The following is a 21910-nucleotide window of genomic DNA, read 5'->3' on the forward strand; positions in this document are numbered from 1 at the left end:
ATAGATAAATTATACTTGTAGTAATCTTTAAATATAAAAAAGGAGAGATCATAATGGCCCATGATAATGGAAAATTAAATTGGTCAAGTTTAATCATTGGTACGCTATTACTGATTATTGCTGTGGTTATATTTAGTAATCCAGTTCAAAACTTCTATACATTGACTTGGTTGATTGGCTTACTCATTATGATAGGCGGTGTCATTCAACTTTTATTCCGTCGTACGACAAAAAAACTCGTAGGTGTAAATACAAAATTAATTTTAATTAATGGTATTATCGATTTAATCTTTGGCATTCTAGTTGTATTTAATGTTGGAGCAAGTTCAGTATTCTTTGTATTTATGTTTGCGTTTTGGTTTATTTTCAGTTCGGTTATCGGTCTGTTTACACTATCACAACAACATCAATTACGCGGTTTATCAATTATCGTAAATATCCTAGGTATTATTTTAGGGATTATCTTATTATTTAATCCAATGATGGGTATGATTTTTGTTTCAACATTAATCGCATTTACATTCGCAGTCCTAGGTGTGACATACGTCATTGATGGTCTAGCATAATATATTTATTTAAACATATTAAATTTTAAACTCTTCACTACTGTAATAGTGAGGAGTTTTTCTTTTAAAAAAGAATGTCTATTGTGTTGAATGAAAAATAAAGTTGATATACAGAATATGACGTAAGTATTAGAATGATAATTGATAAAATACATGAACATGTTTAGGAGGAAATCTCGTGAATTACAATTTTGATGAAATTATTGATCGTCGTTATACCAATGCAATGAATGTGGAAGGCTATAAAGGCTATCTTTTTGGTGATGCAGATACGTCAGATTTAAAAGATAATGATGAACTGATTCGTATGTGGGTAGCAGATATGGATTTTAGTACACCAGAAGTCGTATTAAATGCGATTCGTGAACGTTTAAATAAGAAAATTTTAGGCTACACAAACGTCTTCGGTTCTGAATATTATGAAGCTTTTGTATCTTGGACAAAGAAACGTTATGGTTTCACTTTCCCGCAAGAGCATCTCGTATTCTCTCATGGTATTGTGGCTGGGTTAATTGAACTTGTAGGTTATATTTGCGATAAGGATGATAAAGCATTAATTGTCACGCCGAGTTATGGACCATTTAAAATGGCATGTGATAAAAATCATATTTCAACAGTATATTCTCCACTAATCAATCATCATGGATATTATGAGATTGATTTTGATGATGTACGTAAAAAAGTAGAAACAGAAAATATTAAATTATGTATTTTTGCGAATCCACATAATCCAACGGGACGTGTCTGGTCAGAAGAAGAGTTAGCCACATTGGGCCAAATTATGAAAGACAATGATATATGGCTCATTTCAGATGAAATCCATTGTGATATCAAACGTTCAGGTCAATCACATGTGCCATTTGCCAAAGCTGTCCCAGATTACGACAAAATCATCACAACTATGTCTCAAAGTAAAGCCTTCAACATTGCAGGTTTGATGTTTTCAAATATCATTATTCAAAATGAATCACTTCTAAAAACTTGGAACACACACCACTTTGGTACGGAAAATCCTCTAAGTGTGGTTGCCACTCAAGCTGCTTATGAAAAAGGCGAAGATTGGTTACAAGCAATGAATCATTATTTAGATGATAACTTTAACTATTTAGCAGATTTTCTAGAAAAAGAGCTACCGCATGCAGAATTTAAAATTCCGGAGGCGACGTATTTAGCTTGGGTAGATTTAAGCTATTATATTAAAGAAAAAGATATTGATGAATCAATGGCGAAATTCTTTATTAAACACGCTGGTGTCATCATTGAAGGTGCAGAGCAATTTGTTCATAACGCAGAGGGTCATATTAGAATTAATATTGCAGTTCCTAGAGAAGTGATGAAAAAGGGACTACAGAAAATAAAAGCGGCTTTAGTTTAAATAGGAGTGACATATCATGGCTATTATTGAACCCTCACACATAGGTCATACACCATTTCAACGATTATTAGGTCATCACGAAGACATTATGAAGACGTGGTCAGCATTGAGTGACACGCTAGAAAATACTAGCGCGTTAAACGCAGAACTTAAAGAAGATATACGCCGTATGCTAGCTCAGAAAAATGGTTGCCAATATTGTAAGGCAAAAGGCAAGCCTACCGGGAGTCTAACAGATGAAAAATCAGCAATATGTATAGGATTTACAGAAGTCTATATCAAACTGGGAGATCAAATACCTACAACGTACACAGAAATCTTAAAGTCTCATTTATCAGATAAAGAAATTATCGAACTTATTACATTCATCACATTTACAAATGCCCAACAACAATTCGGTGCGATTATGAAATTACAACCTTAAATAAAAGGACTCTAGCTTAGGTTAGAGTCCTTTTATAATTTTAATTTAAAATAACATTCCCCAAATCGTCTGCAAGGTGTGGTTTTCGATAATAATAAATAAACCCAGTCCAATATACACAACTGTCATAATCCATCGACTGAATTTTTCTACGGTTTCACCAATTTCTGGAATAGATGCAAGCTTCTGTGCAGTAAATACTAAGACATAGATTAAAATTAAAAAGACGATTAATGTCACAATAAGTTCAGATATGCTAAGCGTGACGAAATAAGGTACAAATAAACCAATATTGTCTGCTCCGCAACTCGCGATAGTGACTAACGCGACGGTACCAATTAATTTAGTTAGACCATGTTTATCTAGTTCTTGCTTCGCTCTTTTTTCTCCTTCACAATCATCAAAAATAGCTACTTTTAATCCTAAATAGATAGGAATAAGACCAAGTAATCCTAAAATCCATTTTTCAGGTACATAATTTAAGACAAAAGCAAAGAATAAACTTACGACAATCAATGTCACAGATCCTACATATTGACCAATATAAATATTTCTATATTCTTTTTTTGTATGTGCTCGTGCAAAGAAAATAAGTAATATGACAAGTAAATCTACTGCAGTTGCGATATATAATATAGCAGCGGTAATAATAGTTTGAATCATGGCATAAACTTCCTTTTAAAAGTGATATTGAATAAAGTATATCGTATTTCAAATAATAATTATATAGATTTTATTTTAAAAATTTTACCAACTTTTTAATGCTTTCATTATATATATAAAATAAATAATCTTAAACACTTAATAGTTTGAAAATTCAAAATATAAGGTGTAAAATAAAGGTGAAGAGATAAGAAAGCGCTTACAAAATATCTCTTTATAATAAAAATGATAAAAGTTCTCTTATGAAAGGAGGCGTTCATTCATGAGTGAATCATATGATGTGATTGTCATTGGAGCTGGACCTGGTGGCTATGTTTCAGCGATTCGTGCTGCGCAATTAGGCAAAAAAGTCGCAGTCATTGAGAAATTTAATGCTGGGGGAACTTGTCTAAATGTCGGATGTATTCCATCTAAGACATTATTAGAACATGGTGAGAAAGCATATAACATTCAAGTTGCCAATGACTGGGGAATTACAACAAAAGAGTTAAACATTGACTTCCCTAAATTTGTACAACGTAAAAAGAAAGTTGTACAAACACTTACGGGTGGCGTTAAACAGTTACTAAAGAAAAATAAGGTAGCTTACATTGAAGGAGAAGCAAGCATATCGAAAGATTTAAAAGTAAAAGTAAATGATGAAATATATCAAGCGAAAGATATCATCCTAGCAACTGGTAGTAAACCATTTGTACCACCGATTGCAGGACTAGATAAAGTGAAATATGAAACTACAGATACATTTTTCGACTTAAAAGAATTGCCTAAAGAATTGGCGGTAATTGGCGGTGGTGTTATCGCAACAGAACTTGCTTCATCAATGGCTGATCTCGGTGTTAAAGTAACCATTGTTGAAGTAGCAGATGATATTTTACTTACGGAAATTGATGATACAAGAGAATTGTTAAAGTCACATTTAGAAAATCAAGGTATTCATATTATTACAAAAGCTAACATTAAAACAGTAGATAAGACTAAGGTTGTGCTTGATGGTCAAGATGACGTAAGATTTGATACTTTACTTGTCGCAACTGGCAGACAACCAAATACACAAGTGGCTAAAGATTTAAATTTAGAGATGGATGGCAAGTTCTTTAAAGTGGATGACCATTATCAAACAAGTCAAACACATGTGTATGCTATTGGTGATTTAGTAAAAGGTTATCAACTTGCTCATGCTGCAAGTGCACATGGTATTCATGTAGCAGAAACACTCGCTGGAGAGCAACCACCACTTGTACATCAAGAAAACATTACACGTTGTATTTATACACGTCTTGAAGCAGCTTCAATTGGTTTATCAGAAGCACAAGCAAAAGAAGCGGGATACGATGTAAAAGTCACACAATCTGCATTTCAAGGTAATGCAAAAGCACTCATCAAAGGGGAAAACGAAGGATTCATTAAATTGATTATTGATAAAAAATACGGAGAAGTACTTGGTGCCTTTATTGTAGGACCTCATGCGACAGATTTAATTGGTGAAATTTTAGGGGTAAAAGCATCAGAAGGTACAATCCATGAATTATCTCAAATTATTCAACCACATCCAGCATTATTAGAAGCAATTGGCGAGGGTGCGGATGCATACTTTGGTTCTGCCATTCACATGTAGTTATTACACTTACGCCCTATGAAAGATAGGAGGAATTGACAATGAAAATGGAAAAAGAACAAGCACGTTGGATTTATAAAACAATGAACGAGATTCGATTTTTTGAAGAGAAAGTACACAAAATTTTTAGTGATGGCCAAATACCAGGATTTGTGCATTTATATGTAGGTGAAGAAGCAGTTGCAACAGGTGTGATGTCACAATTAAGCGATGATGATTATATTACAAGTACACACCGTGGTCATGGTCATGCCATTGCAAAAGGTTGCGACTTAAATGGTATGATGGCGGAAATTATGGGCAAACGTGATGGTTTAGGTCATGGTAAAGGTGGCTCAATGCATGTTGCTGAAATTGATAAAGGGATGCTCGGTGCCAATGGTATCGTAGGTGGCGGTTTTGGTCTTGCGATTGGTGCAAGTATTTCAATTATTAACCAAGGTAAAGAGAATGTGGCTGTTTGCTTCTTTGGTGATGGTGCCGCAAACGAAGGTACATTCCATGAAGGTTTAAACTTCGCTTCAATTTTAAATTTACCAGTTATCTTTGTCTGTGAAAATAATCAATTCGCTGAAGGTACAACACATGATTATGCAAGTGCATCTGAAACGATTGCGGAACGTGCTTCTGCATATAATATGCCAGGCGTACGTGTAGACGGTATGGATGTTTTAGAAGTCTATAAAGCGACACAAGAGGCAGTAGAACGTGCTAAAAAAGGTGAAGGTCCTACATTAATAGAATGTGATACGTATCGTAAATATGGTCACTTTGAAGGTGACGAACAAAAAGTAAAATCACCAGATGATCGTAATGCGGATAAAAATGCTACTGTAGAATTCAGAAAACAAGCGATTGAAGAAGGCTGGTTAACTGAAGAAGAAGCTGATGATATTGAAAAAACAGCTGAACAAGCCGTAGAAGATGCTGTGAAATTCGCAGATGAAAGTGAATTACCAGATGAAGATTCACTATACAAAGATGTTTTTGCATAAGAAATCATTAAAATATTAAAACGAATGAACAGATAAGAACAAATGACCTAACCATATGAGGAGGTTTTTACGATGAGTGAAGAACGTAGATTAACATTTATGGGCGCGATTAATGAAGCAATTGACCAATCTATGAAGGAAGATGAAAATGTCATCTTAATTGGTACAGACGTTTCAGGTGGCGCTAAGGTAGAACATATTAAAGATGATGATACATTTGGCGGTGTGTTCGGAGTAACAAAAGGCCTTGCTAAAAAATATAGTCGTAAACGTGTTATCGATACACCTATTTCTGAACATATTACATTAAGTGCAGCTGTAGGGGCAGCTGCAACAGGATTACGCCCAATCGCAGAACTTATGTTTAACGACTTTATCGGATTTGGTTTAGATCCAATTTTAAACCAAGGCGCAAAAATGAGATATATGTTTGGCGGTAAAGCTAAAATTCCATTAGTTGTACGTACAGTTCATGGCGCTGGCGCAAGTGCCGCAGCCCAACACTCTCAATCTTTATACAATATGTTTGCAACGATTCCAGGTGTTAAAGTGGTCGTACCATCAAACCCATATGATGCAAAAGGATTATTGATGTCAGCCATTCAAGATGATAACTTAGTTGTCTTTTCTGAAGATAAAACATTACTTGGTCAAAAAGGTAATGTACCGGAAGAACCATACACAATTGAAATTGGTAAAGCCAATGTGACACATGAAGGTGACGATTTAACGATTGTTGCAATTGGTAAAATGGTTGCTGTAGCTGAAGAAACAGCTGAACGACTAGAAGAAGATAATGTTTCAGTGGAAGTCATTGACTTACGTTCAGTATCTCCTTGGGATCAAGATACAGTGTTAGAATCAGTGAAAAAGACAGGTCGTTTAATTGTCATTGATGAGTCTAGTCCACAATGTAACATTGCTGGTGACGTAGCATCTGTGATTGGTGATATTGGATTCGATTACTTAGACGGCCCAATCAAAAAAGTGACTGCACCAGACACACCAGTACCATTTGCATCAAACTTAGAAGCTGCATATATACCAAATGCAGATAAAGTATTAGACATAGCATCTGAATTAATTGATGACTTAAAAAAGGCTAACGCGTAGGGAGGTGTATCACAATGAGTGAAAATATTATTATGCCAAAACTCGGTATGACAATGAAAGAAGGTACTGTAGAAGAATGGTTTAAATCAGAAGGTGATACAGTAGAAGAAGGCGAAAGCATTGTCACAATTAGCTCTGAAAAATTAACCAACGACGTTGAAGCACCTGCGAGTGGTACATTATTAAAAATTAAAGTACAAGCAGGCGAAGATGCAAAAGTAAAAGCAGTGCTCGGTATCATCGGAGAAGAAGGCGAAGATACAGGAAGCGATGACGATGACGGCTCTGAAGAAGAAACAAAAGATAATAAAGACAACGACACAACTTCAGAAGATAAAAAAGTACCTTCAACTGAAGAACAATCTGATAAAAAAGATACAGAAAAAGAAGTGAAGCCTGAACAACGAGAACGTATTTTTATCTCTCCATTAGCACGTAATATGGCTGAAGATAAAGATCTTGATATCACAAGAATTAAAGGTACAGGTGGAAATGACCGGATTACAAAATTAGATATTCAACGTGTAGAATCAGATGGTTATGATTATGAAGGTGAAGCGGCTTCGTCTAAAGAAGGTACATCTTCAACAGCACAAAGCTTTGATGTATCTAGCATTGGCGAAGGTCTAAATCCAATGCGTCAACGTATCGCTCAAAATATGCGTCAAAGTCTTCATAATACAGCTCAATTAACATTACATCGTAAAGTCAATGCAGATCGTCTATTAGATTTTAAAAATCGATTATCTGAAGAATTAAAAGATGCAGATCAAGATGTGAAATTAACTGTAACTGCACTATTAGCCAAAGCAGTTGTGTTAGCTCTTAAAGATTATGGCGCAATGAATGCACGTTATGAAAATGGTAAATTAACTGAATATGACGATGTGCATCTTGGCATCGCAACATCACTTGACGAAGGCTTAATGGTACCAGTGATTAACAATGCAGACACAAAAAGCATTGGTGCTTTAGCACATGAAATTAAAACATCAGCTGAAGCAGTTCGTGAAGGTAATACAGGTGATGTTCAACTTAGTGGCGCAACATTTACAATTACAAATATGGGGGCAAGTGGCATCGAATACTTCACACCAATCTTAAACTTAGGTGAAACAGGTATCTTAGGAGTTGGTGCTTTAGCTAAAGAGCTTGTTCTTGAAGGAGATAATGTAAAACAAGTCGCTCGCATCCCATTAAGTTTAACCTTCGATCATCAAATTTTAGACGGTGCAGGCGCAGCTGACTTCTTAAAAGTACTTGCAAAATATATTGAAAATCCATATCTATTGATGTTATAGATAATAAATAACTTTTTATCATAAAGACCTCCAGGAGTCTGAAATACTTCTGGGGGCTTTATTTATACTCAACTATCTTACATTATAAGTTAGTTGACGTAGCTATAATGTTATACTATCTTATATTATAAGATAGTTAGTAAAAGGTGATCACATGACAATATCTAATCAAATAATGAAAGGGCTTTTAGATGGAGCAATTTTAGGTCTTATTGCAAAAGGAGAAACGTATGGATATGAAATTCTTGAGAAATTAAAGGAACATCAATTTCCTGAAATTAGTGATGGCAGTATTTATCCAGTGCTCTTAAGACTAGATAAAAAAGGTTATGTACATACAACCATGCGTAAATCCGACAACGGCGGACCTAAGCGTAAATACTACACTATTTCAGAAAGTGGACTCAAAGAACTACAACAGTTTAAGAAAAAGTGGCAAGCTCTTAATGAAGGTATGGATCATATATTCAGGAGTGATAATAATGATAAGTAAAGAAAAAGAAGACTACTTATTTAAGTTAAAGGCTGAACTTTTATTTAGAGGCAAAGATGAACATGAGGTTAATGATATTATAGAAGAATTAAGAGATCATTTAGCACTTGCTGAAAAGAATCACGATGATGTTAGTGATATTCTAAATACTCCAGTAAAAGATTATGCTGATCAATTCTCAGAATATATAATTTTAACTAGGGGATTGTTTAAATACTTAGCTTTATTTTCAGCATTTATGCTAGCTATTTTTATTATCCCAAATTTTTTTACAGAACAACTTAATATAACAATTGGTTTTATTATTAATATCTTATTTATCTTTTGTATAACTACGATTTTACCTTTTTTCTTAATTAGAAAGGGTCTCGTAAAGTATGGAGAGCAACGACGAGTATATATTTATGCTTTTATATGGGGGGCAGTTATTTTTGGACTCATCTTATTAAGTACGTATCTTACAAAACACTATCCCATTTATCATATCATTACACTAACTGAATCAAAAAGTGTGATAATAGGACTGATTCTGTTGTTAATTGTAATGACTTTATCTGTTATTTTGAAACAGCGTTTGTTCGCTTTAGTGATATTTATTGTTTGTTTACCAGATATAATTGGATGGGTAGTTAAAATATACAGTCGCTCAGAATCTCAATCTAGTATTGTTTCACTAATTGTAGCCATTGCTTTATTGTTAATATTGAATATTGCATTTTTCATCTTTACATTTAAAAAACGTAAAAATAAAGTGAAGGAGTGATTTATTATGTCAGAAAATCAAAATCAAGGTTGTATAAAATGTGGTCATACAGAAGTGGAAGAAGGTACATTGTCTGCAACAGGATCTGGTATATCTAAATTATTAGATGTACAACATAATAATTTTAAGACGATAACTTGTAAAAATTGTGGATATACCGAATTTTATAAACAAGATAGAAACAGAAGTAGAGACTTTATTGATTTGTTCTTTGGAGGATAAGTCAATTCGAGAAACAGCAGTAATCCCAGTGGATACTGCTGTTTTAATATATAAGTAAGACTTCGGGTTGTGTGAAGTTAGACTTTCGGATGTCTAAAAGTTGTAAAAACTATTTAATATATTGACTTGATATTTATGGGATTTTAAGTCATTGTATAAGTATAGGTTAAATAACCTATAATTTAATAATCTCTGCTAGGGGTGCTTTATATTGCTGAAAGGAACATCATGTTCCAACCCTTTGAACCTGATCTAGTTAATACTAGCGTAGGGAAGCCAGTGAGTGACTTTACAATGACATATGGATGTTTTCATAGTTTGATGAAAAGGTCAATTTAACTATTAATCATTTTCTTCATTATGATACTTACATATATTTTCGTATACATTCACTTATTCTTATGCATTCAGTATTAAGCTGAATGCTTTTTTTATGAATCATATCATCAGTGATATTTAGACCCTTCTAGTATTTAGGAGGCAATGTCAATGGAACAAGAAAAAATCAATTTTAAAAGAACTTTTCCAGCAAGTAAACGTATTTTTAAAAAAGGCGAGGGTAATGATAGTGATATCTTTGTACCATTCAGAGAAATCGAACTCTCTGACACACAACTAGAACAACGCAGTTTTCAAAATGATCCTGTCGTTGTTTATGACACAGCAGGTCCTTATCATGATGAAAGTTACGAGGTAGATATTAATCGTGGACTACCAAAAGTACGTGATGAATGGATTGAGGCGCGTGATGATGTGGAACATTATGAAGGTCGCCGTATTCAATCGATTGATAATGGTTTTTCAAAAGAAGGTCATAAAAACTATGTAGCTCATCCATTTGAATATCAACCAAGACGTGGTAGTAAAGAGACACCTGTGACACAAATGTACTACGCTAAACAAGGGGTTATTACAAAGGAAATGAAATTTGTGGCGATTAGAGAACAAGTTGAGCCAGAATTTGTTCGAGATGAAATTGCAAGGGGTCGCGCCATTATCCCAAATAACATTAACCATCCAGAATCAGAACCTATGATTATTGGGAAAAACTTCTCTGTCAAAATTAATGCGAATATTGGCAACTCAATTGTGTCTTCTTCTATTGAAGCAGAAATTGAAAAATTAGTATGGGCTACACACTGGGGTGCAGATACGATTATGGATTTATCTACAGGTAAAAACATCCATACTACGCGCGAATATTTATTACGTAATTCGCCTGTTCCAGTGGGAACTGTACCGATTTATCAAGCATTAGAAAAGGTAAATGGGGTAGCTGAAGATTTAACATGGGAAGCATATCGAGATACATTAATCGAACAAGCAGAACAAGGGGTTGACTACTTTACGATTCATGCTGGTTTACGTCTTCACTATATTCCATTAACTGTAGATCGTTTAACTGGTATTGTATCTCGTGGTGGTTCAATCATTGCACAATGGTGTCTTGCACATCATGAAGAAAGTTTCTTATACACACATTTTGATGAAATTTGTGAGATTTTAAGTCAATATGATGTTGCTATTTCACTTGGTGACGGTTTACGTCCTGGATCAATTTATGATGCCAATGATGAAAGTCAATTTGCAGAGTTAAAAACATTAGGTGAATTAACAGATATTGCTTGGAAACATAATGTACAGGTAATGATTGAAGGGCCAGGGCATATTCCAATGCATAAAATTAAAGAAAACCAAGATTTAGCAGATTTCTATTGTAAAGAAGCACCATTTTATACATTAGGACCTCTTGTAACAGACATCGCACCAGCATATGATCATATCACATCAGCGATTGGCGCAGCACAAATTGCAAGTCATGGAACAGCGATGTTATGTTATGTGACTCCTAAAGAACATTTGGGATTACCAAACAAAGATGATGTGCGTGAAGGAGTTGTAACATATAAAATTGCCGCACATGCAGCGGATTTATCTAAAGGGTTACCAGGTGCAACGGTACGTGATGATGCGATTAGTAAAGCACGCTTTGAGTTCCGGTGGATTGACCAATTTAACCTTGCCCTAGATCCTGAACGTGCCAGAGAGTTCCATGATGAAACCTTACCAGCAGAATCAGCCAAAATTGCACACTTCTGTAGTATGTGTGGGCCAAAATTCTGTTCAATGCGCTTATCACACGACATTCGTGATTCATACAAAGAACAACTTGAAGGTATGAAAGAAAAAGCCGAAGAATTCAGAGAAGGCGGCAATAAAATTTATCATTAATCAAAATAAAAATGATGAAGAGAACCTGGACAACATAAGTTGGCCAGGTTTTTTACGTGTGTATCATCACTAACTAAATGAAACATACGCTTATATCAAGTGTTTTTCAATTCTAGTAGTATTCAAGTAAAGAAACCTTCACAAAGATGGCTTCAAAATGAATGCTATTTCACTACCTTTTTTATGAAAAATATTTTTCAGCTATACCCAATTCTCACAACTACTGATACGATAGAGTTATACATATTTCCAGGGTAATATTGCTAGGAGGTTTTAGCATGGAGAATCATGCCGAATTTAAGAAGGGGGTTCTATTTGCGTTAGGAGCGCATTTATTATGGGGGATTTTGCCGATTTATTGGAGGCTGATTCATGGTATTAGTGCCTTTGAAATTCTCGCATATCGCATTATCCTTGCGATGATTTTCATGGTTCTAATGATTTTTGTATTAAAAAAATCGCAAGCATTCAAACAGGATATCAATCGACTTGTGGCACACCCTATTCAACTTGTTGCGATTATCGTTGCTGGTTATGTCATCACGATTAATTGGGGCACGTTTATTTGGGCAGTGTCTAATGGCCACGTCTTACAAACCAGTTTAGGTTATTATATTAATCCACTCGTGAGTATCTTACTTGCGTTTATTTTCTTAAAAGAACGCTTTAATAAATTTGAGACGCTCGCTATCGTATCAGCAGCAATTGGCGTCATTTATATGACAATAAAGATAGGAGAATTTCCTATTATTTCTCTAATGCTGGCCTTCTCATTTGGCATTTACGGTCTACTAAAAAAATTAGTACGTGTCGAAGCAATGAGTGGTATTGCGATTGAATGTATTGTTACAGCGCCAGCAGGGCTTATTTATATCATTTACTTATGGCAAGCCCACCATTCATCAGTTGGTTTAAATATGAGTACATTTTTACTTTTATTCTCTGGAGCGGTTACAGCTATCCCACTTATTTTATTCTCAGCTGGGGCACGACGTATTCCATTGTCACTCACAGGATTTATTCAATATGTTAGTCCAACGATTATCTTTTTACTAGGTATTTTCGTATTTAAAGAAAGATTTGATATCCATCAATTTATTACATTTATCTTTATTTGGATTGGCATTGTGCTTTATAGTATATCTCAATATATTAAAATGAAACGCAGTCCAAGACCAGAATAGCAAAAAGTATCCCTTTACTGTTTGTATAGCAAAGGGATACTTTATTTATCATTTATAAAAATTTATTTAAATTAGCCTAATGATCCATTAGCGCCAGCACTTTCTTCCTCAGCGCTATTTATATTTTTCCATAGAACACCTAAGAATACTGCAGCAATTGCTACAACACCTACATATTCAACAATTTTACGTCCAGGTGATTTATATCCAGCCATAATATGACCTCCATTTATCATTTTTACGTAATGAATTCGCATATTAAAGTATTCCCGTTTTTAAATTTAAAAAACATTTCCACTGTTAATTTTGATAAAGGTATTGTGGAATGAACAAGATACATAGCTACACCAATGATTTTCATTATAGACCCTACCTCATTTGAATCTAAAAAGCCTACACATTTCCATGCTACATAGTCTTCATTTTTTTATAATTTACATTTCTAGCAATTGATACAATGTCGTGATGCTTTTTAACTTTTTATAGAATGACTATTGATATAGAAAGAAGTACCGTTAATAGCATGAAGCAGAAGTATGACAAATAAACATAGACATTATCTATTAAGTTTCTTCGCAAAGTAAGCAAAATAACTCATCATTATAGCGAAAATGACGGATGAAATGAAACAACGCACAATACCTAAATCTAATTTTAATAGTCGTTGTGCTAAGTAAAAGATTATAAAATAAACGATAAAAAAATATAGGAAATAACGTATTGTTTTCATTAGTAATCTCCTTATCAATTAAAATATGTATGATTTAATGCTAACATGTATTAAATATAAATTAAAAATAATGAAAGAATAAAAAAGTAGAGTAATATTATAAGTGTTATATAATTAATTAGACTTTCAATTAATTATTTTTAAATAAATTTATATTTTAATTTATAAAAAGTTTGAATGTATGAGTGTAATATTATATATTAAAGGTGGAAGTTCATTATAATTCTAAAAGAGGAGTGATCCATAATGAAGAAATTTGCAAAAGCAATGGTCGTTGGTGGTATTACTTTAGGAACAGTATTAGGGTTTAATGTAACTGAGCATAACGGTGTATCAAACGAAGCACATGCACAAACACAAACGTCACAAGGCTATCATTATAACTATCATGGTTATACAAAATCAGGTGGCGACTTTGTATTAAATCACAATTTCTATAATGCGTTAAAAGCTGGAAATGTGATATTTAACGGAATTAAAGTAAATGATCAGTATCAAAACGGTACATCAACAACAACGAAGTACGACCAAACATTCAATCAAGTCAAAGACAACACAGCAGCAATGGTTGATTTTAAGGTCGCACCTAAAAAAGTAAGCTTAGAACAAGTGAAAGACGTTTACGGAGATTATTATCAATATCAACCATCACTGACTGAGAAACAAACAGATGAAACAAATGGATTATACGGTTATACAGTAGGCAAAGGTCATATTACGTTCCATGTTACGGATGGCTATGTGGATCATGTTGCTGTGTCATAATAGAAGATATAAAAGAGCAGCACCTCGCTATGAGGTGCTGTTTTTATGTTAATCAAGTATACTAATTAATGTCATAATGAAAGTCAGTATACAAGCAATAATAATGACTAACTTTCCTTTTTCAGTTTTCTCATGTCCATGTTGGTATTCTCGTAAAACAAATAACCATGAAATGATAACTAGCAATCCTAAAACAATACTAATAAATTTCATGTAATGATCTCCTTGTACATCTAGAATTCTTGTTTCAAACATAACGTGATTTAAAATAACAATCAACTATCATTTTCGTGCAATTACAATGATGATAAGGTATATTAAAAGGCTTTACGGTTATTTATTATAGTTGAATTCTTAAAAGTATATTTAGAAAGCTATAATTTATTAAAATTATAATTTAAACATACTTAAGACATCTATTTATGTTCTAAGTTTTTATGTATGAGAATAAAATATAATTATACAGATAATTTTAGAAAAAGATTAATATAAAATGTTAATCTTAATATATAGATAAAATATATTATTAAAGGAGGATATTCATGAAAGATTCTATCTTTTGGAAGAAATCATTTATTCCTGTGTATTTCATCGTGGCTTTCTTATTGTTTATTCTTTTTAAATTTTACATACAGACTGATAACTTTTCTATATACATACTCATTTTTATTGTACTCGGCTTTGGAATAGCGTCTGTGATTTATAATTCTAGAAATAAATATTGGAAATGACAAATAAAGATATCCTCTAAGAAATTAAATATCTTAGATGGTTGTGAGGTTTTCATGATGAAAAAAATATTAAGTATAGCATTAATTAGTACTATATTATTAAGCGCATGTTCGATAAACATTATACAGGATGATAAAAATCGAGAGGATAAGGATAAGAAACAGACACAGACACAAGAATCACATAATAATAAAAACCATAATCAAAATACTCAACAAAATGAAGTTAATCAATCTACACAGAATAACGAAATAACACAACAAACTAAAGATAACCAATCTACTCATAATAATACTCAAGAGCTAAGTGAAGCACAGGCAATTCAAAAAGCAAAAAACGTTTTTAGTAGTGGAGCCTATCATGAGTTTAACATTGATCGAAATAGAACAAACGATCAAGAATATGTTGTCACATTTTTACTTAATGATGCAGTAGGATTTCCAATGAAAGCTGCAACAACAGTCAATAAAACATCAGGAGAAGTAGGAAATCTCATTGATGACAGAACTGAAGCAGATAAACAAAATCACATTCAACATGCTAATGAAAGTTCAATGTATAAAGGAAATAACAGTAAAAATAAAGAGATATATGGACGCGACTTCAGTCGTCCTAACGATAAAGTCATGGAAGAACAAAAACGACAAAATAATTCCAATCAATCTGAAAATAACTAACATATTATTTCCTGGGTGATTTCTATAATTATTTATTTATGATTATGGATTTTCACAATGTTGCGTAATTAGTCACATGTTGCCAGTTAAGAGAATACTACTATGTAAAAATGATAATTATTTATATTTTTTCTGTATTTGCAACAAAACTGCATTTAATATATACGATTGTTTTATTGTCATTATGACATAGAGTATTATTAATTTTGAACATTTATACTGAGAAATTCAGTGATGATGTGATTTATTATTCAAAATAACAGAATTGATATTAATAAGCTTAGCACATTTCATCGTATTTCGTTTGTTATGAATATTTTCTTTTTAATTTTTATGGCTCCAATTTATAGTCTGGATAATGTCTACTTATCAGTTGCTTGGACTATTTTGGGTTTAATAAATGGTGTTTATTTATTAGTTAAACAAAGACATGGAAATACTAATAATCGTATGTGATGTACTGATAAAAAGAGCCTAAACACAGGCTCTTTTTTATTTTGAGCATTTTTCACATAAAACGTTTTGATTTTTAGCCCAACTTTTTAGATTTGTTACGCCATTAAGATTTTTTGAATTTGTGTGTATTGTTATATTTTCGTTTTTGTCGATTTCTCTTTCACAATGACTGCATTTTAATTTTTCAAGAAACATAAAATGACCTCACTTTTTGCGATTTTGTATTCTTTTGATTGTATTTAATTCATTAAATTTGAAAGCATATCAGCTACATATGTTTCAGTAAATGCTGATAATATAACCAATGGTAAACAGACGAATAAATATGCTTTTAATAAATTAAATAAACTTATTTTGAAAGGGTAGTTTTGCTTTTTTTCTTTTCTGAATAGATTGGTTATTTTTCTTATAATTGATTTATTTAGCATATAAAGACCACTAATAAATATACAAAAATTCATCATTTCTAAAGTGTAATGTGGTATATAAGCGATTAAGTTAGTTAGACCTTTGTAAGTGTCAAAATGTATGAAAAAACTAAATAGTATTCCAGGAATAATAAGCAATACTATTAAGTTTAGAGTATATAAAAATGGTATGGGTATCAAAGCTAACAAAAGCATTTGTATTGGTACATGAAAGCCATTGTTTTGTATAAACCCCCAAACTTTTTTAGACCTTGTGTTTTACTAATGCTTTCAGGTGAATTGGATCCTAACTGTTTTATAAATTCTTCTGAAGGATGAAAAAATAAAGCAATTAGAATTGTCACTAATAGTAGAATTGTTGATAGTATAAAGAAATTTAATGCTCTTTTAAAATAATTTTGGTCTTTAATATTTAGCATAATTAACCCTTTCTTTTTTGTTTTTTTGAAACGAGTATCATGAGTTTCTTCCTGTCCAGATAATTAATAACTTTATAATAGAAAGTCCTATATATTGAATTGTATTTTATTTAAAAGTTCTATAAACATTTGAAGTACTGACATCTACCATTTTAGCATTTTTAGTAACAGTAAGTTTTTTCTCTTTATAACTTTTTAATTTTATTGAGTGTTTGAAGCCTTACTTCATAATGATCTCTAGCTCTTACAGTATTTAATCGAAGTTTTGTTTTCTTGATAAGATGATATATTTTCATTAATAGCATATAAGATAGAATGAAATAGATTTTATCCTTAATAAATATCTAAGTTAGTAATCGTTGTGAGAGAAGTTAAGCATTTTACTAAAATCAAGCTCGTTATTATTACTTTTTAAAAGTTACTTAGACGTAAAATGACTTATCGGAAGTAGCCTATTATCGTATATTCGGAGATGATGCAATATATAGGTCGCTTATCTCTCAGGCGTCAATTTAGACGCAGAGAGGGGATTGGTGCAACTATGCTAGTTTCGCTGCCTCTTCTTTATTTAATAAATCAATAGCTAATTGTAATTTCATTTTTATATTATCCGTTGATATTGTAAATGTATGGAAACAAGAACAGCCACAGTTTCCTAATTATGTCTCTGAAAGCCATGGGCCTAAAGAATGTGAAAAATTACTTAGTGAAGACGGATTGAATTGGTGGAATAATTTGTAATATAAAAGACTTAAAGTTGTGTTCTTTTGAATGAGTAGTTAATCATTGATTAATATGCAATAATCTATGTTATAAAGATTATAAATGGAGGGTACTTAATGGATTTTATTAATATTACAGGTGCTTCACAAAATAACTTGAAAAACATAGATGTAAATATCCCCAAACACTTAGTAACCGTATTTACAGGACGTTCTGGTTCAGGAAAATCATCTTTAGTGTTTAATACCATTGCTGCGGAATCTGAACAGCTACTAAATGAAAGTTATTCCAGTTATATTCAATTTCATTTAAATCAACAGCCCAGACCGCAAGTAAAAAAAATTAAAAATCTTCCTGTAGCAATGACGATTAATCAGAAAAGATTCAATGGAAATTCTCGCTCTACGGTAGGAACAGTTTCGGATATATATGCCTCCGTTAGATTACTGTGGTCTAGAATAGGCGAACCGTTTGTTGGCTATTCAGATGCATATTCTTTCAATAGTCCTAAGGGCATGTGTAAAACTTGTGAAGGATTAGGATATATTGAAGACATTAACTTAGATGAATTGCTAGATTGGGATAAGTCTTTAAATGAAGGTGCAATAGACTTTCCTTCTTTTGGACCAGATAAAGAGCGTGGTAAAGCCTATCGAGATAGTGGTTTATTTGATAATAATAAAAAATTGAAAGACTATACAAAAGATGAATTAGAACTATTTTTATATCAAGAGCCAATGACGTTAAAAAATCCTCCTAAAGAATGGAGAAAGTCAGCTAAATATGTAGGGCTAATACCTAGATTCAGTAGAATATTTTTAGGCGATAAAGAATTTAATAAGAAACGCTACGCCAAACATCTTAAAAATGTAGTAAGTAATAAAATATGTCCCACATGTAAAGGTCAACGTTTAAACTCGAAAATATTAAGTTCTAAAATTATGAGTAAAAATATTTCTGATTTCACACAAATGACAATTAAGGAAAATTTAGAGTTTCTTAATAAATTAGAGGATCCAACAGCTAAATATATTATTGATCCTCTCAAAAAGCAGTTAGAAGCACTAGAATATATTGGATTAAGTTATTTAACGCTTAACCGTGTCACAACGACATTATCTGGCGGTGAAGCGCAACGTCTTAAATTAATACGTCATTTAAATAGTTCTTTGTCGGATTTAGTTTACATTATAGATGAACCAAGTGTTGGCTTGCATCCGGAAGATATAGCTAAAATCAATGAAATTTTAAAATCTTTAAAAGACAAAGGCAATACTGTGTTAATTGTTGAACATGATCCCGATGTTATTAAAGAAGGAGACTATATCATAGATATGGGGCCAGGTTCAGGAAAAAATGGTGGTGAAATCACATTTGAAGGAACATATAATGAATTACTATCTTCAAATACTTCGACAGGTAACGCATTACGTAACAAACATAATTTAAAAGAGAATATTCGTGAAGCTAACCATTTTTATAATATCGGTCCTGTGACACAAAACAATTTAAATAATGTAAAAACGTCTATACCTAAACACGTATTAACAGTCTTAACGGGCGTTGCTGGTTCAGGTAAGAGTACCCTTGTTAAAGCAGGTTTTGAAAATAATGACCATACCATCTTTATTGATCAAAAAGCAGTTCAAGGATCTAATAGATCTAATCTATTAACGTATTTAGGCGTTTTTGATAGTGTAAGAAGCTTTTTCAGTAAAGAAACAGGCCTAAATAAAGCTATGTTTAGTTATAATTCAAAAGGTGCCTGTCCAAATTGTGGTGGAAAGGGCTATATTAAAACAGAACTTGCTTTTATGGGTGATTTTTCACAGACATGTGAAGTTTGTCATGGCAAACGTTATAAACAAGAAGTATTAGATGCTACCATAGATGGATATTCAATCGCCGATGTTCTCGATTTGACGGTTGACGAAGGTATCATTTTCTTTGATAAAAAGAATGATATTAAGTCAAAATTACAATCTGTAAGTAAAACAGGTTTGAATTATATGTCACTTGGACAACCTTTATCCACTTTGTCTGGTGGAGAGATTCAACGCGTGAAACTAGGACAACATTTAGATGAAGAGATAAAGAATAGTATTTTTATTTTTGACGAACCAACCACAGGCCTACATGAATCGGATATCCCTATATTGATGGAGTGTTTTGATGATTTAATTGATCAAAACAATACAGTTATTTTGATTGAACATAATTTATCGATTATGTGTGAAGCAGATTGGATCATCGATGTCGGCCCAGGACCTGGATTGGATGGCGGAAAGGTCCAATTTAGTGGAACACCTAAAAACTTTATTGATAGTTCAGAAACATTGACATCTAAACACTTGAAACGTTATATCAATCAGTAGAAATAGAAGAGTTGGATGAGTTTATATTTATTATACTCATTCAACTCTTTTCTTATCATAGGTTCTTTCAATATAGAAATATTGAAAGAATAATGCTTTATTACAATATGAACGATTATATTGTCTTTCTTTTAATAATAAGGTCGTGTTAATAATTAATCGAAATACTGACAAAAAAGTCTATATGTAGGAGAGGAGTGAGAAGATGTTAATTGAATATAATAATCTTTTTAAAAAAATAGTATATATAACAAAAAGAGGATATTCCCCATTCATTCACCATCAATTTATTTTCTTATACGGCCCCACTATCTCAGAATATCAATGTAACTAATTTTTCTATTATTTACCCCAAAATAAAGCTTAAAAGTGGATATATCAATATTACTCCAACAATGATTTCGAACCATATAAAAGAATTTGAAAAAATACAAGGAAAGAGAAAAAAAGAAAATAATACATAATTTAACTTATCGGAAGTGAATATGCTTATGTATTTACAAATGATATAATATAAAAGTCGTTGTTTTACTTCTGTGCTGTAATTAGCATGGAAGGAGGTGACATCATGTTCAGCATCATATTTGTATCTTTAATAGCTCCTATAATAGTAGGGGTTATACTCACGCTATTTTCTTATTGGCTAAATAAGCGTGATAGATAATTAAACGACGACATAGTCAATACACCCAAAAAGAGCCCGATAACTACTGTGAATAGTTATCGGGCTCGGTGTTTATCATGCTTAGCATCATATTTGTTAATTACATTATAACACCATAGTGGATAGGAATGCAAAACTAAAATTTTATATGATTGTATTTTATACATGTTAAATATTTAATAATTCATGTAATACAATGTTCCAACGTTTAAGTACTTGTTTAGGTTCGTGCATTTCAACTGTTATACCTGAAGTAATATCAGCATATTTTGCAATATCTTGTCTTATCGATTTTATAGTTGCTTCGAACCTTGTACGTTCATAAACTTCATTATTAGGTGAAGGTAAAAAATTAAATCAAGTTGAGTACATTTTACACCAATTAAATCAAAATCCAGCATCACGTAGAATTATGACAAGTTTATGGGATGTAGATGATTTAGATGAAATGTCATTAGAACCGTGTGTTTGGGCTACAAATTGGAAAGTGAGTTACGGTGCTTTAAATTTACATGTGAAACAACGTTCGGCAGATATGGCTCTAGGTCATCCATTTAATGTATTTCAATATGCGGTTTTACACAGGTTAATAGCAGACCAATGTGGTTATGAGTTAGGAAATTTGTATTGGTGTATAGATGATGCCCATGTATATCTTAAACATATAGATACATTAAAGAAGCAACTATCAAATCCTATTAATCAATCTAAACCAACAATAAGTCTACCTAGTAAATATGATGAGAAGGGTAATCTTAAATCCTTTTTTGAACGTAGACTATCTGAAGTACAGTTGAATAATTATAAACATAATGGAATTTTTAAATATGATATAGCGGAATGATAATGAAAGTGAGGGATTTTATAAAGCTATCACATTCATTTTTATAAATAAGATAAAAAAGATTTGACAATATTGAGGCTGGGACATAATTCCTAAAAAAATAGCCAGTAAATGAGTTTTTTATAAATTCATTTACTGGCTTCTTTATTTA

Annotated in this window: 20 protein-coding genes, 3 pseudogenes and 1 riboswitch; of the genes and pseudogenes, 19 read left to right on the top strand and 4 right to left on the bottom strand. The window is 32.2% G+C overall.

Annotated elements, in window-relative coordinates; genetic code table 11:
• Positions 1 to 53: 53 nt before the first annotated feature.
• From AC2FB1_RS04690 to AC2FB1_RS04700, 3 genes are all read left to right on the top strand, one after another.
• The gene (locus AC2FB1_RS04690) at positions 54 to 566 is read left to right on the top strand and encodes a DUF308 domain-containing protein (protein ID WP_490674133.1); all 513 of its coding nucleotides are present in this window, start codon (positions 54 to 56) and stop codon (positions 564 to 566) included.
• 178 nt (positions 567 to 744) lie between these two features.
• Positions 745 to 1941 (top strand): 3M3SH-releasing C-S lyase, encoded by a 1197-nt coding sequence (locus AC2FB1_RS04695; RefSeq protein ID WP_490674134.1) that lies wholly within the window; start codon positions 745 to 747, stop codon positions 1939 to 1941.
• Between the two features lie 16 nt (positions 1942 to 1957).
• Positions 1958 to 2365 carry a carboxymuconolactone decarboxylase family protein gene (locus AC2FB1_RS04700; protein ID WP_490674135.1) on the top strand — a complete coding sequence of 136 codons (408 nt, stop codon included), beginning with the start codon at positions 1958 to 1960 and terminating at the stop codon, positions 2363 to 2365.
• A gap of 45 nt (positions 2366 to 2410) precedes the next feature.
• Here AC2FB1_RS04700 and AC2FB1_RS04705 read toward each other — a convergent pair whose 3' ends face one another.
• Positions 2411 to 3028, bottom strand: a complete 618-nt coding sequence (locus tag AC2FB1_RS04705) for a CadD family cadmium resistance transporter (RefSeq protein WP_490674137.1) — start codon at positions 3026 to 3028, stop codon at positions 2411 to 2413.
• A gap of 262 nt (positions 3029 to 3290) precedes the next feature.
• On the opposite strand from AC2FB1_RS04705, the gene lpdA reads away from it, so the two are divergent.
• From lpdA to rarD, 9 genes are all read left to right on the top strand, one after another.
• Positions 3291 to 4643: a dihydrolipoyl dehydrogenase gene (lpdA, locus tag AC2FB1_RS04710; protein ID WP_490674138.1), complete on the top strand. Its 1353-nt coding sequence runs from the start codon at positions 3291 to 3293 to the stop codon at positions 4641 to 4643.
• Between the two features lie 41 nt (positions 4644 to 4684).
• Positions 4685 to 5638: a thiamine pyrophosphate-dependent dehydrogenase E1 component subunit alpha gene (locus tag AC2FB1_RS04715; RefSeq protein WP_490674139.1), complete on the top strand. Its 954-nt coding sequence runs from the start codon at positions 4685 to 4687 to the stop codon at positions 5636 to 5638.
• Between the two features lie 72 nt (positions 5639 to 5710).
• Complete coding sequence (locus AC2FB1_RS04720) at positions 5711 to 6751, top strand: alpha-ketoacid dehydrogenase subunit beta (protein ID WP_490674140.1); 1041 nt, start codon at positions 5711 to 5713, stop codon at positions 6749 to 6751.
• 14 nt (positions 6752 to 6765) lie between these two features.
• The gene (locus AC2FB1_RS04725) at positions 6766 to 8052 is read left to right on the top strand and encodes a dihydrolipoamide acetyltransferase family protein (RefSeq protein WP_490674141.1); all 1287 of its coding nucleotides are present in this window, start codon (positions 6766 to 6768) and stop codon (positions 8050 to 8052) included.
• 154 nt (positions 8053 to 8206) lie between these two features.
• The gene (locus AC2FB1_RS04730; protein ID WP_490674142.1) at positions 8207 to 8545 is read left to right on the top strand and encodes a PadR family transcriptional regulator; all 339 of its coding nucleotides are present in this window, start codon (positions 8207 to 8209) and stop codon (positions 8543 to 8545) included.
• Complete coding sequence (locus AC2FB1_RS04735; protein ID WP_490674143.1) at positions 8535 to 9308, top strand: hypothetical protein; 774 nt, start codon at positions 8535 to 8537, stop codon at positions 9306 to 9308. Before AC2FB1_RS04730 ends, AC2FB1_RS04735 begins: the two co-directional genes overlap by 11 nt.
• Positions 9309 to 9314: 6 nt before the next feature.
• On the top strand, positions 9315 to 9530 hold the full coding sequence (locus tag AC2FB1_RS04740; protein ID WP_490674144.1) for a zinc ribbon domain-containing protein: 216 nt from the start codon (positions 9315 to 9317) through the stop codon (positions 9528 to 9530).
• Between the two features lie 187 nt (positions 9531 to 9717).
• Positions 9718 to 9821: riboswitch (TPP riboswitch) on the top strand.
• 198 nt (positions 9822 to 10019) lie between these two features.
• Entirely contained in the window at positions 10020 to 11762 is a 1743-nt protein-coding gene (gene thiC, locus AC2FB1_RS04745) for a phosphomethylpyrimidine synthase ThiC (protein WP_490674145.1), read from the top strand.
• Positions 11763 to 12040: 278 nt separating this feature from the next.
• Positions 12041 to 12946 carry an EamA family transporter RarD gene (gene rarD, locus AC2FB1_RS04750; RefSeq protein ID WP_490674146.1) on the top strand — a complete coding sequence of 302 codons (906 nt, stop codon included), beginning with the start codon at positions 12041 to 12043 and terminating at the stop codon, positions 12944 to 12946.
• A 71-nt stretch (positions 12947 to 13017) separates the two neighbouring features.
• Here the strand turns inward: rarD and AC2FB1_RS04755 are convergent, their stop codons facing one another.
• Complete coding sequence (locus AC2FB1_RS04755; RefSeq protein WP_019835086.1) at positions 13018 to 13161, bottom strand: hypothetical protein; 144 nt, start codon at positions 13159 to 13161, stop codon at positions 13018 to 13020.
• A 761-nt stretch (positions 13162 to 13922) separates the two neighbouring features.
• Here AC2FB1_RS04755 and isaB point away from each other — a divergent pair.
• The gene (gene isaB, locus AC2FB1_RS04760) at positions 13923 to 14441 is read left to right on the top strand and encodes an immunodominant staphylococcal antigen IsaB family protein (RefSeq protein ID WP_490674147.1); all 519 of its coding nucleotides are present in this window, start codon (positions 13923 to 13925) and stop codon (positions 14439 to 14441) included.
• A gap of 48 nt (positions 14442 to 14489) precedes the next feature.
• On the opposite strand, the gene AC2FB1_RS04765 is transcribed toward isaB, so the two are convergent.
• Positions 14490 to 14654 (bottom strand): hypothetical protein, encoded by a 165-nt coding sequence (locus AC2FB1_RS04765; RefSeq protein WP_232133175.1) that lies wholly within the window; start codon positions 14652 to 14654, stop codon positions 14490 to 14492.
• A 329-nt stretch (positions 14655 to 14983) separates the two neighbouring features.
• On the opposite strand from AC2FB1_RS04765, the gene AC2FB1_RS04770 reads away from it, so the two are divergent.
• Positions 14984 to 15172, top strand: coding sequence for a hypothetical protein (locus tag AC2FB1_RS04770; RefSeq protein ID WP_049434216.1), 189 nt, complete (start codon positions 14984 to 14986; stop codon positions 15170 to 15172).
• 57 nt (positions 15173 to 15229) lie between these two features.
• Positions 15230 to 15850, top strand: a complete 621-nt coding sequence (locus tag AC2FB1_RS04775) for a hypothetical protein (protein WP_053091519.1) — start codon at positions 15230 to 15232, stop codon at positions 15848 to 15850.
• A 695-nt stretch (positions 15851 to 16545) separates the two neighbouring features.
• Here AC2FB1_RS04775 and AC2FB1_RS04780 read toward each other — a convergent pair.
• Positions 16546 to 17153 (bottom strand): annotated as a pseudogene (locus AC2FB1_RS04780) (stage II sporulation protein M).
• 839 nt (positions 17154 to 17992) lie between these two features.
• On the opposite strand from AC2FB1_RS04780, the gene AC2FB1_RS04785 reads away from it, so the two are divergent.
• The 4 genes and pseudogenes from AC2FB1_RS04785 to thyA form a co-directional block, all read left to right on the top strand.
• Positions 17993 to 20251 carry an ATP-binding cassette domain-containing protein gene (locus tag AC2FB1_RS04785; RefSeq protein ID WP_490674148.1) on the top strand — a complete coding sequence of 753 codons (2259 nt, stop codon included), beginning with the start codon at positions 17993 to 17995 and terminating at the stop codon, positions 20249 to 20251.
• An 11-nt stretch (positions 20252 to 20262) separates the two neighbouring features.
• Positions 20263 to 20337, top strand: a pseudogene (locus AC2FB1_RS04790) (winged helix-turn-helix transcriptional regulator); the annotation flags it as partial.
• A gap of 482 nt (positions 20338 to 20819) precedes the next feature.
• Positions 20820 to 20915 (top strand): type I toxin-antitoxin system Fst family toxin, encoded by a 96-nt coding sequence (locus tag AC2FB1_RS04795; protein WP_107365925.1) that lies wholly within the window; start codon positions 20820 to 20822, stop codon positions 20913 to 20915.
• Between the two features lie 352 nt (positions 20916 to 21267).
• Positions 21268 to 21759: pseudogene (gene thyA / locus AC2FB1_RS04800) on the top strand (thymidylate synthase); the annotation flags it as partial.
• Positions 21760 to 21910 lie beyond the last annotated feature (151 nt).

The organism is Staphylococcus sp. CoH_129_LAB_1, assembly GCF_058191515.1.

What these genes read in the sequence shown, in the direction of transcription:
- AC2FB1_RS04715 (WP_490674139.1), top strand. Translation starts at nt 4,685, where the DNA reads ATGAAAATGGAAAAAGAACAAGCACGTTGGATTTATAAAACAATGAAC.
- rarD (WP_490674146.1), top strand. Translation starts at nt 12,041, where the DNA reads ATGGAGAATCATGCCGAATTTAAGAAGGGGGTTCTATTTGCGTTAGGA.
- AC2FB1_RS04770 (WP_049434216.1), top strand. Translation starts at nt 14,984, where the DNA reads ATGAAAGATTCTATCTTTTGGAAGAAATCATTTATTCCTGTGTATTTC.
- AC2FB1_RS04755 (WP_019835086.1), bottom strand. Translation starts at nt 13,161, where the DNA reads ATGGCTGGATATAAATCACCTGGACGTAAAATTGTTGAATATGTAGGT.
- AC2FB1_RS04725 (WP_490674141.1), top strand. Translation starts at nt 6,766, where the DNA reads ATGAGTGAAAATATTATTATGCCAAAACTCGGTATGACAATGAAAGAA.
- AC2FB1_RS04690 (WP_490674133.1), top strand. Translation starts at nt 54, where the DNA reads ATGGCCCATGATAATGGAAAATTAAATTGGTCAAGTTTAATCATTGGT.
- AC2FB1_RS04700 (WP_490674135.1), top strand. Translation starts at nt 1,958, where the DNA reads ATGGCTATTATTGAACCCTCACACATAGGTCATACACCATTTCAACGA.
- thiC (WP_490674145.1), top strand. Translation starts at nt 10,020, where the DNA reads ATGGAACAAGAAAAAATCAATTTTAAAAGAACTTTTCCAGCAAGTAAA.
- AC2FB1_RS04785 (WP_490674148.1), top strand. Translation starts at nt 17,993, where the DNA reads ATGGATTTTATTAATATTACAGGTGCTTCACAAAATAACTTGAAAAAC.
- AC2FB1_RS04795 (WP_107365925.1), top strand. Translation starts at nt 20,820, where the DNA reads ATGTTCAGCATCATATTTGTATCTTTAATAGCTCCTATAATAGTAGGG.
- AC2FB1_RS04735 (WP_490674143.1), top strand. Translation starts at nt 8,535, where the DNA reads ATGATAAGTAAAGAAAAAGAAGACTACTTATTTAAGTTAAAGGCTGAA.
- lpdA (WP_490674138.1), top strand. Translation starts at nt 3,291, where the DNA reads ATGAGTGAATCATATGATGTGATTGTCATTGGAGCTGGACCTGGTGGC.
- AC2FB1_RS04775 (WP_053091519.1), top strand. Translation starts at nt 15,230, where the DNA reads ATGAAAAAAATATTAAGTATAGCATTAATTAGTACTATATTATTAAGC.
- AC2FB1_RS04730 (WP_490674142.1), top strand. Translation starts at nt 8,207, where the DNA reads ATGACAATATCTAATCAAATAATGAAAGGGCTTTTAGATGGAGCAATT.
- AC2FB1_RS04720 (WP_490674140.1), top strand. Translation starts at nt 5,711, where the DNA reads ATGAGTGAAGAACGTAGATTAACATTTATGGGCGCGATTAATGAAGCA.
- AC2FB1_RS04740 (WP_490674144.1), top strand. Translation starts at nt 9,315, where the DNA reads ATGTCAGAAAATCAAAATCAAGGTTGTATAAAATGTGGTCATACAGAA.
- AC2FB1_RS04765 (WP_232133175.1), bottom strand. Translation starts at nt 14,654, where the DNA reads ATGAAATTTATTAGTATTGTTTTAGGATTGCTAGTTATCATTTCATGG.
- isaB (WP_490674147.1), top strand. Translation starts at nt 13,923, where the DNA reads ATGAAGAAATTTGCAAAAGCAATGGTCGTTGGTGGTATTACTTTAGGA.
- AC2FB1_RS04705 (WP_490674137.1), bottom strand. Translation starts at nt 3,028, where the DNA reads ATGATTCAAACTATTATTACCGCTGCTATATTATATATCGCAACTGCA.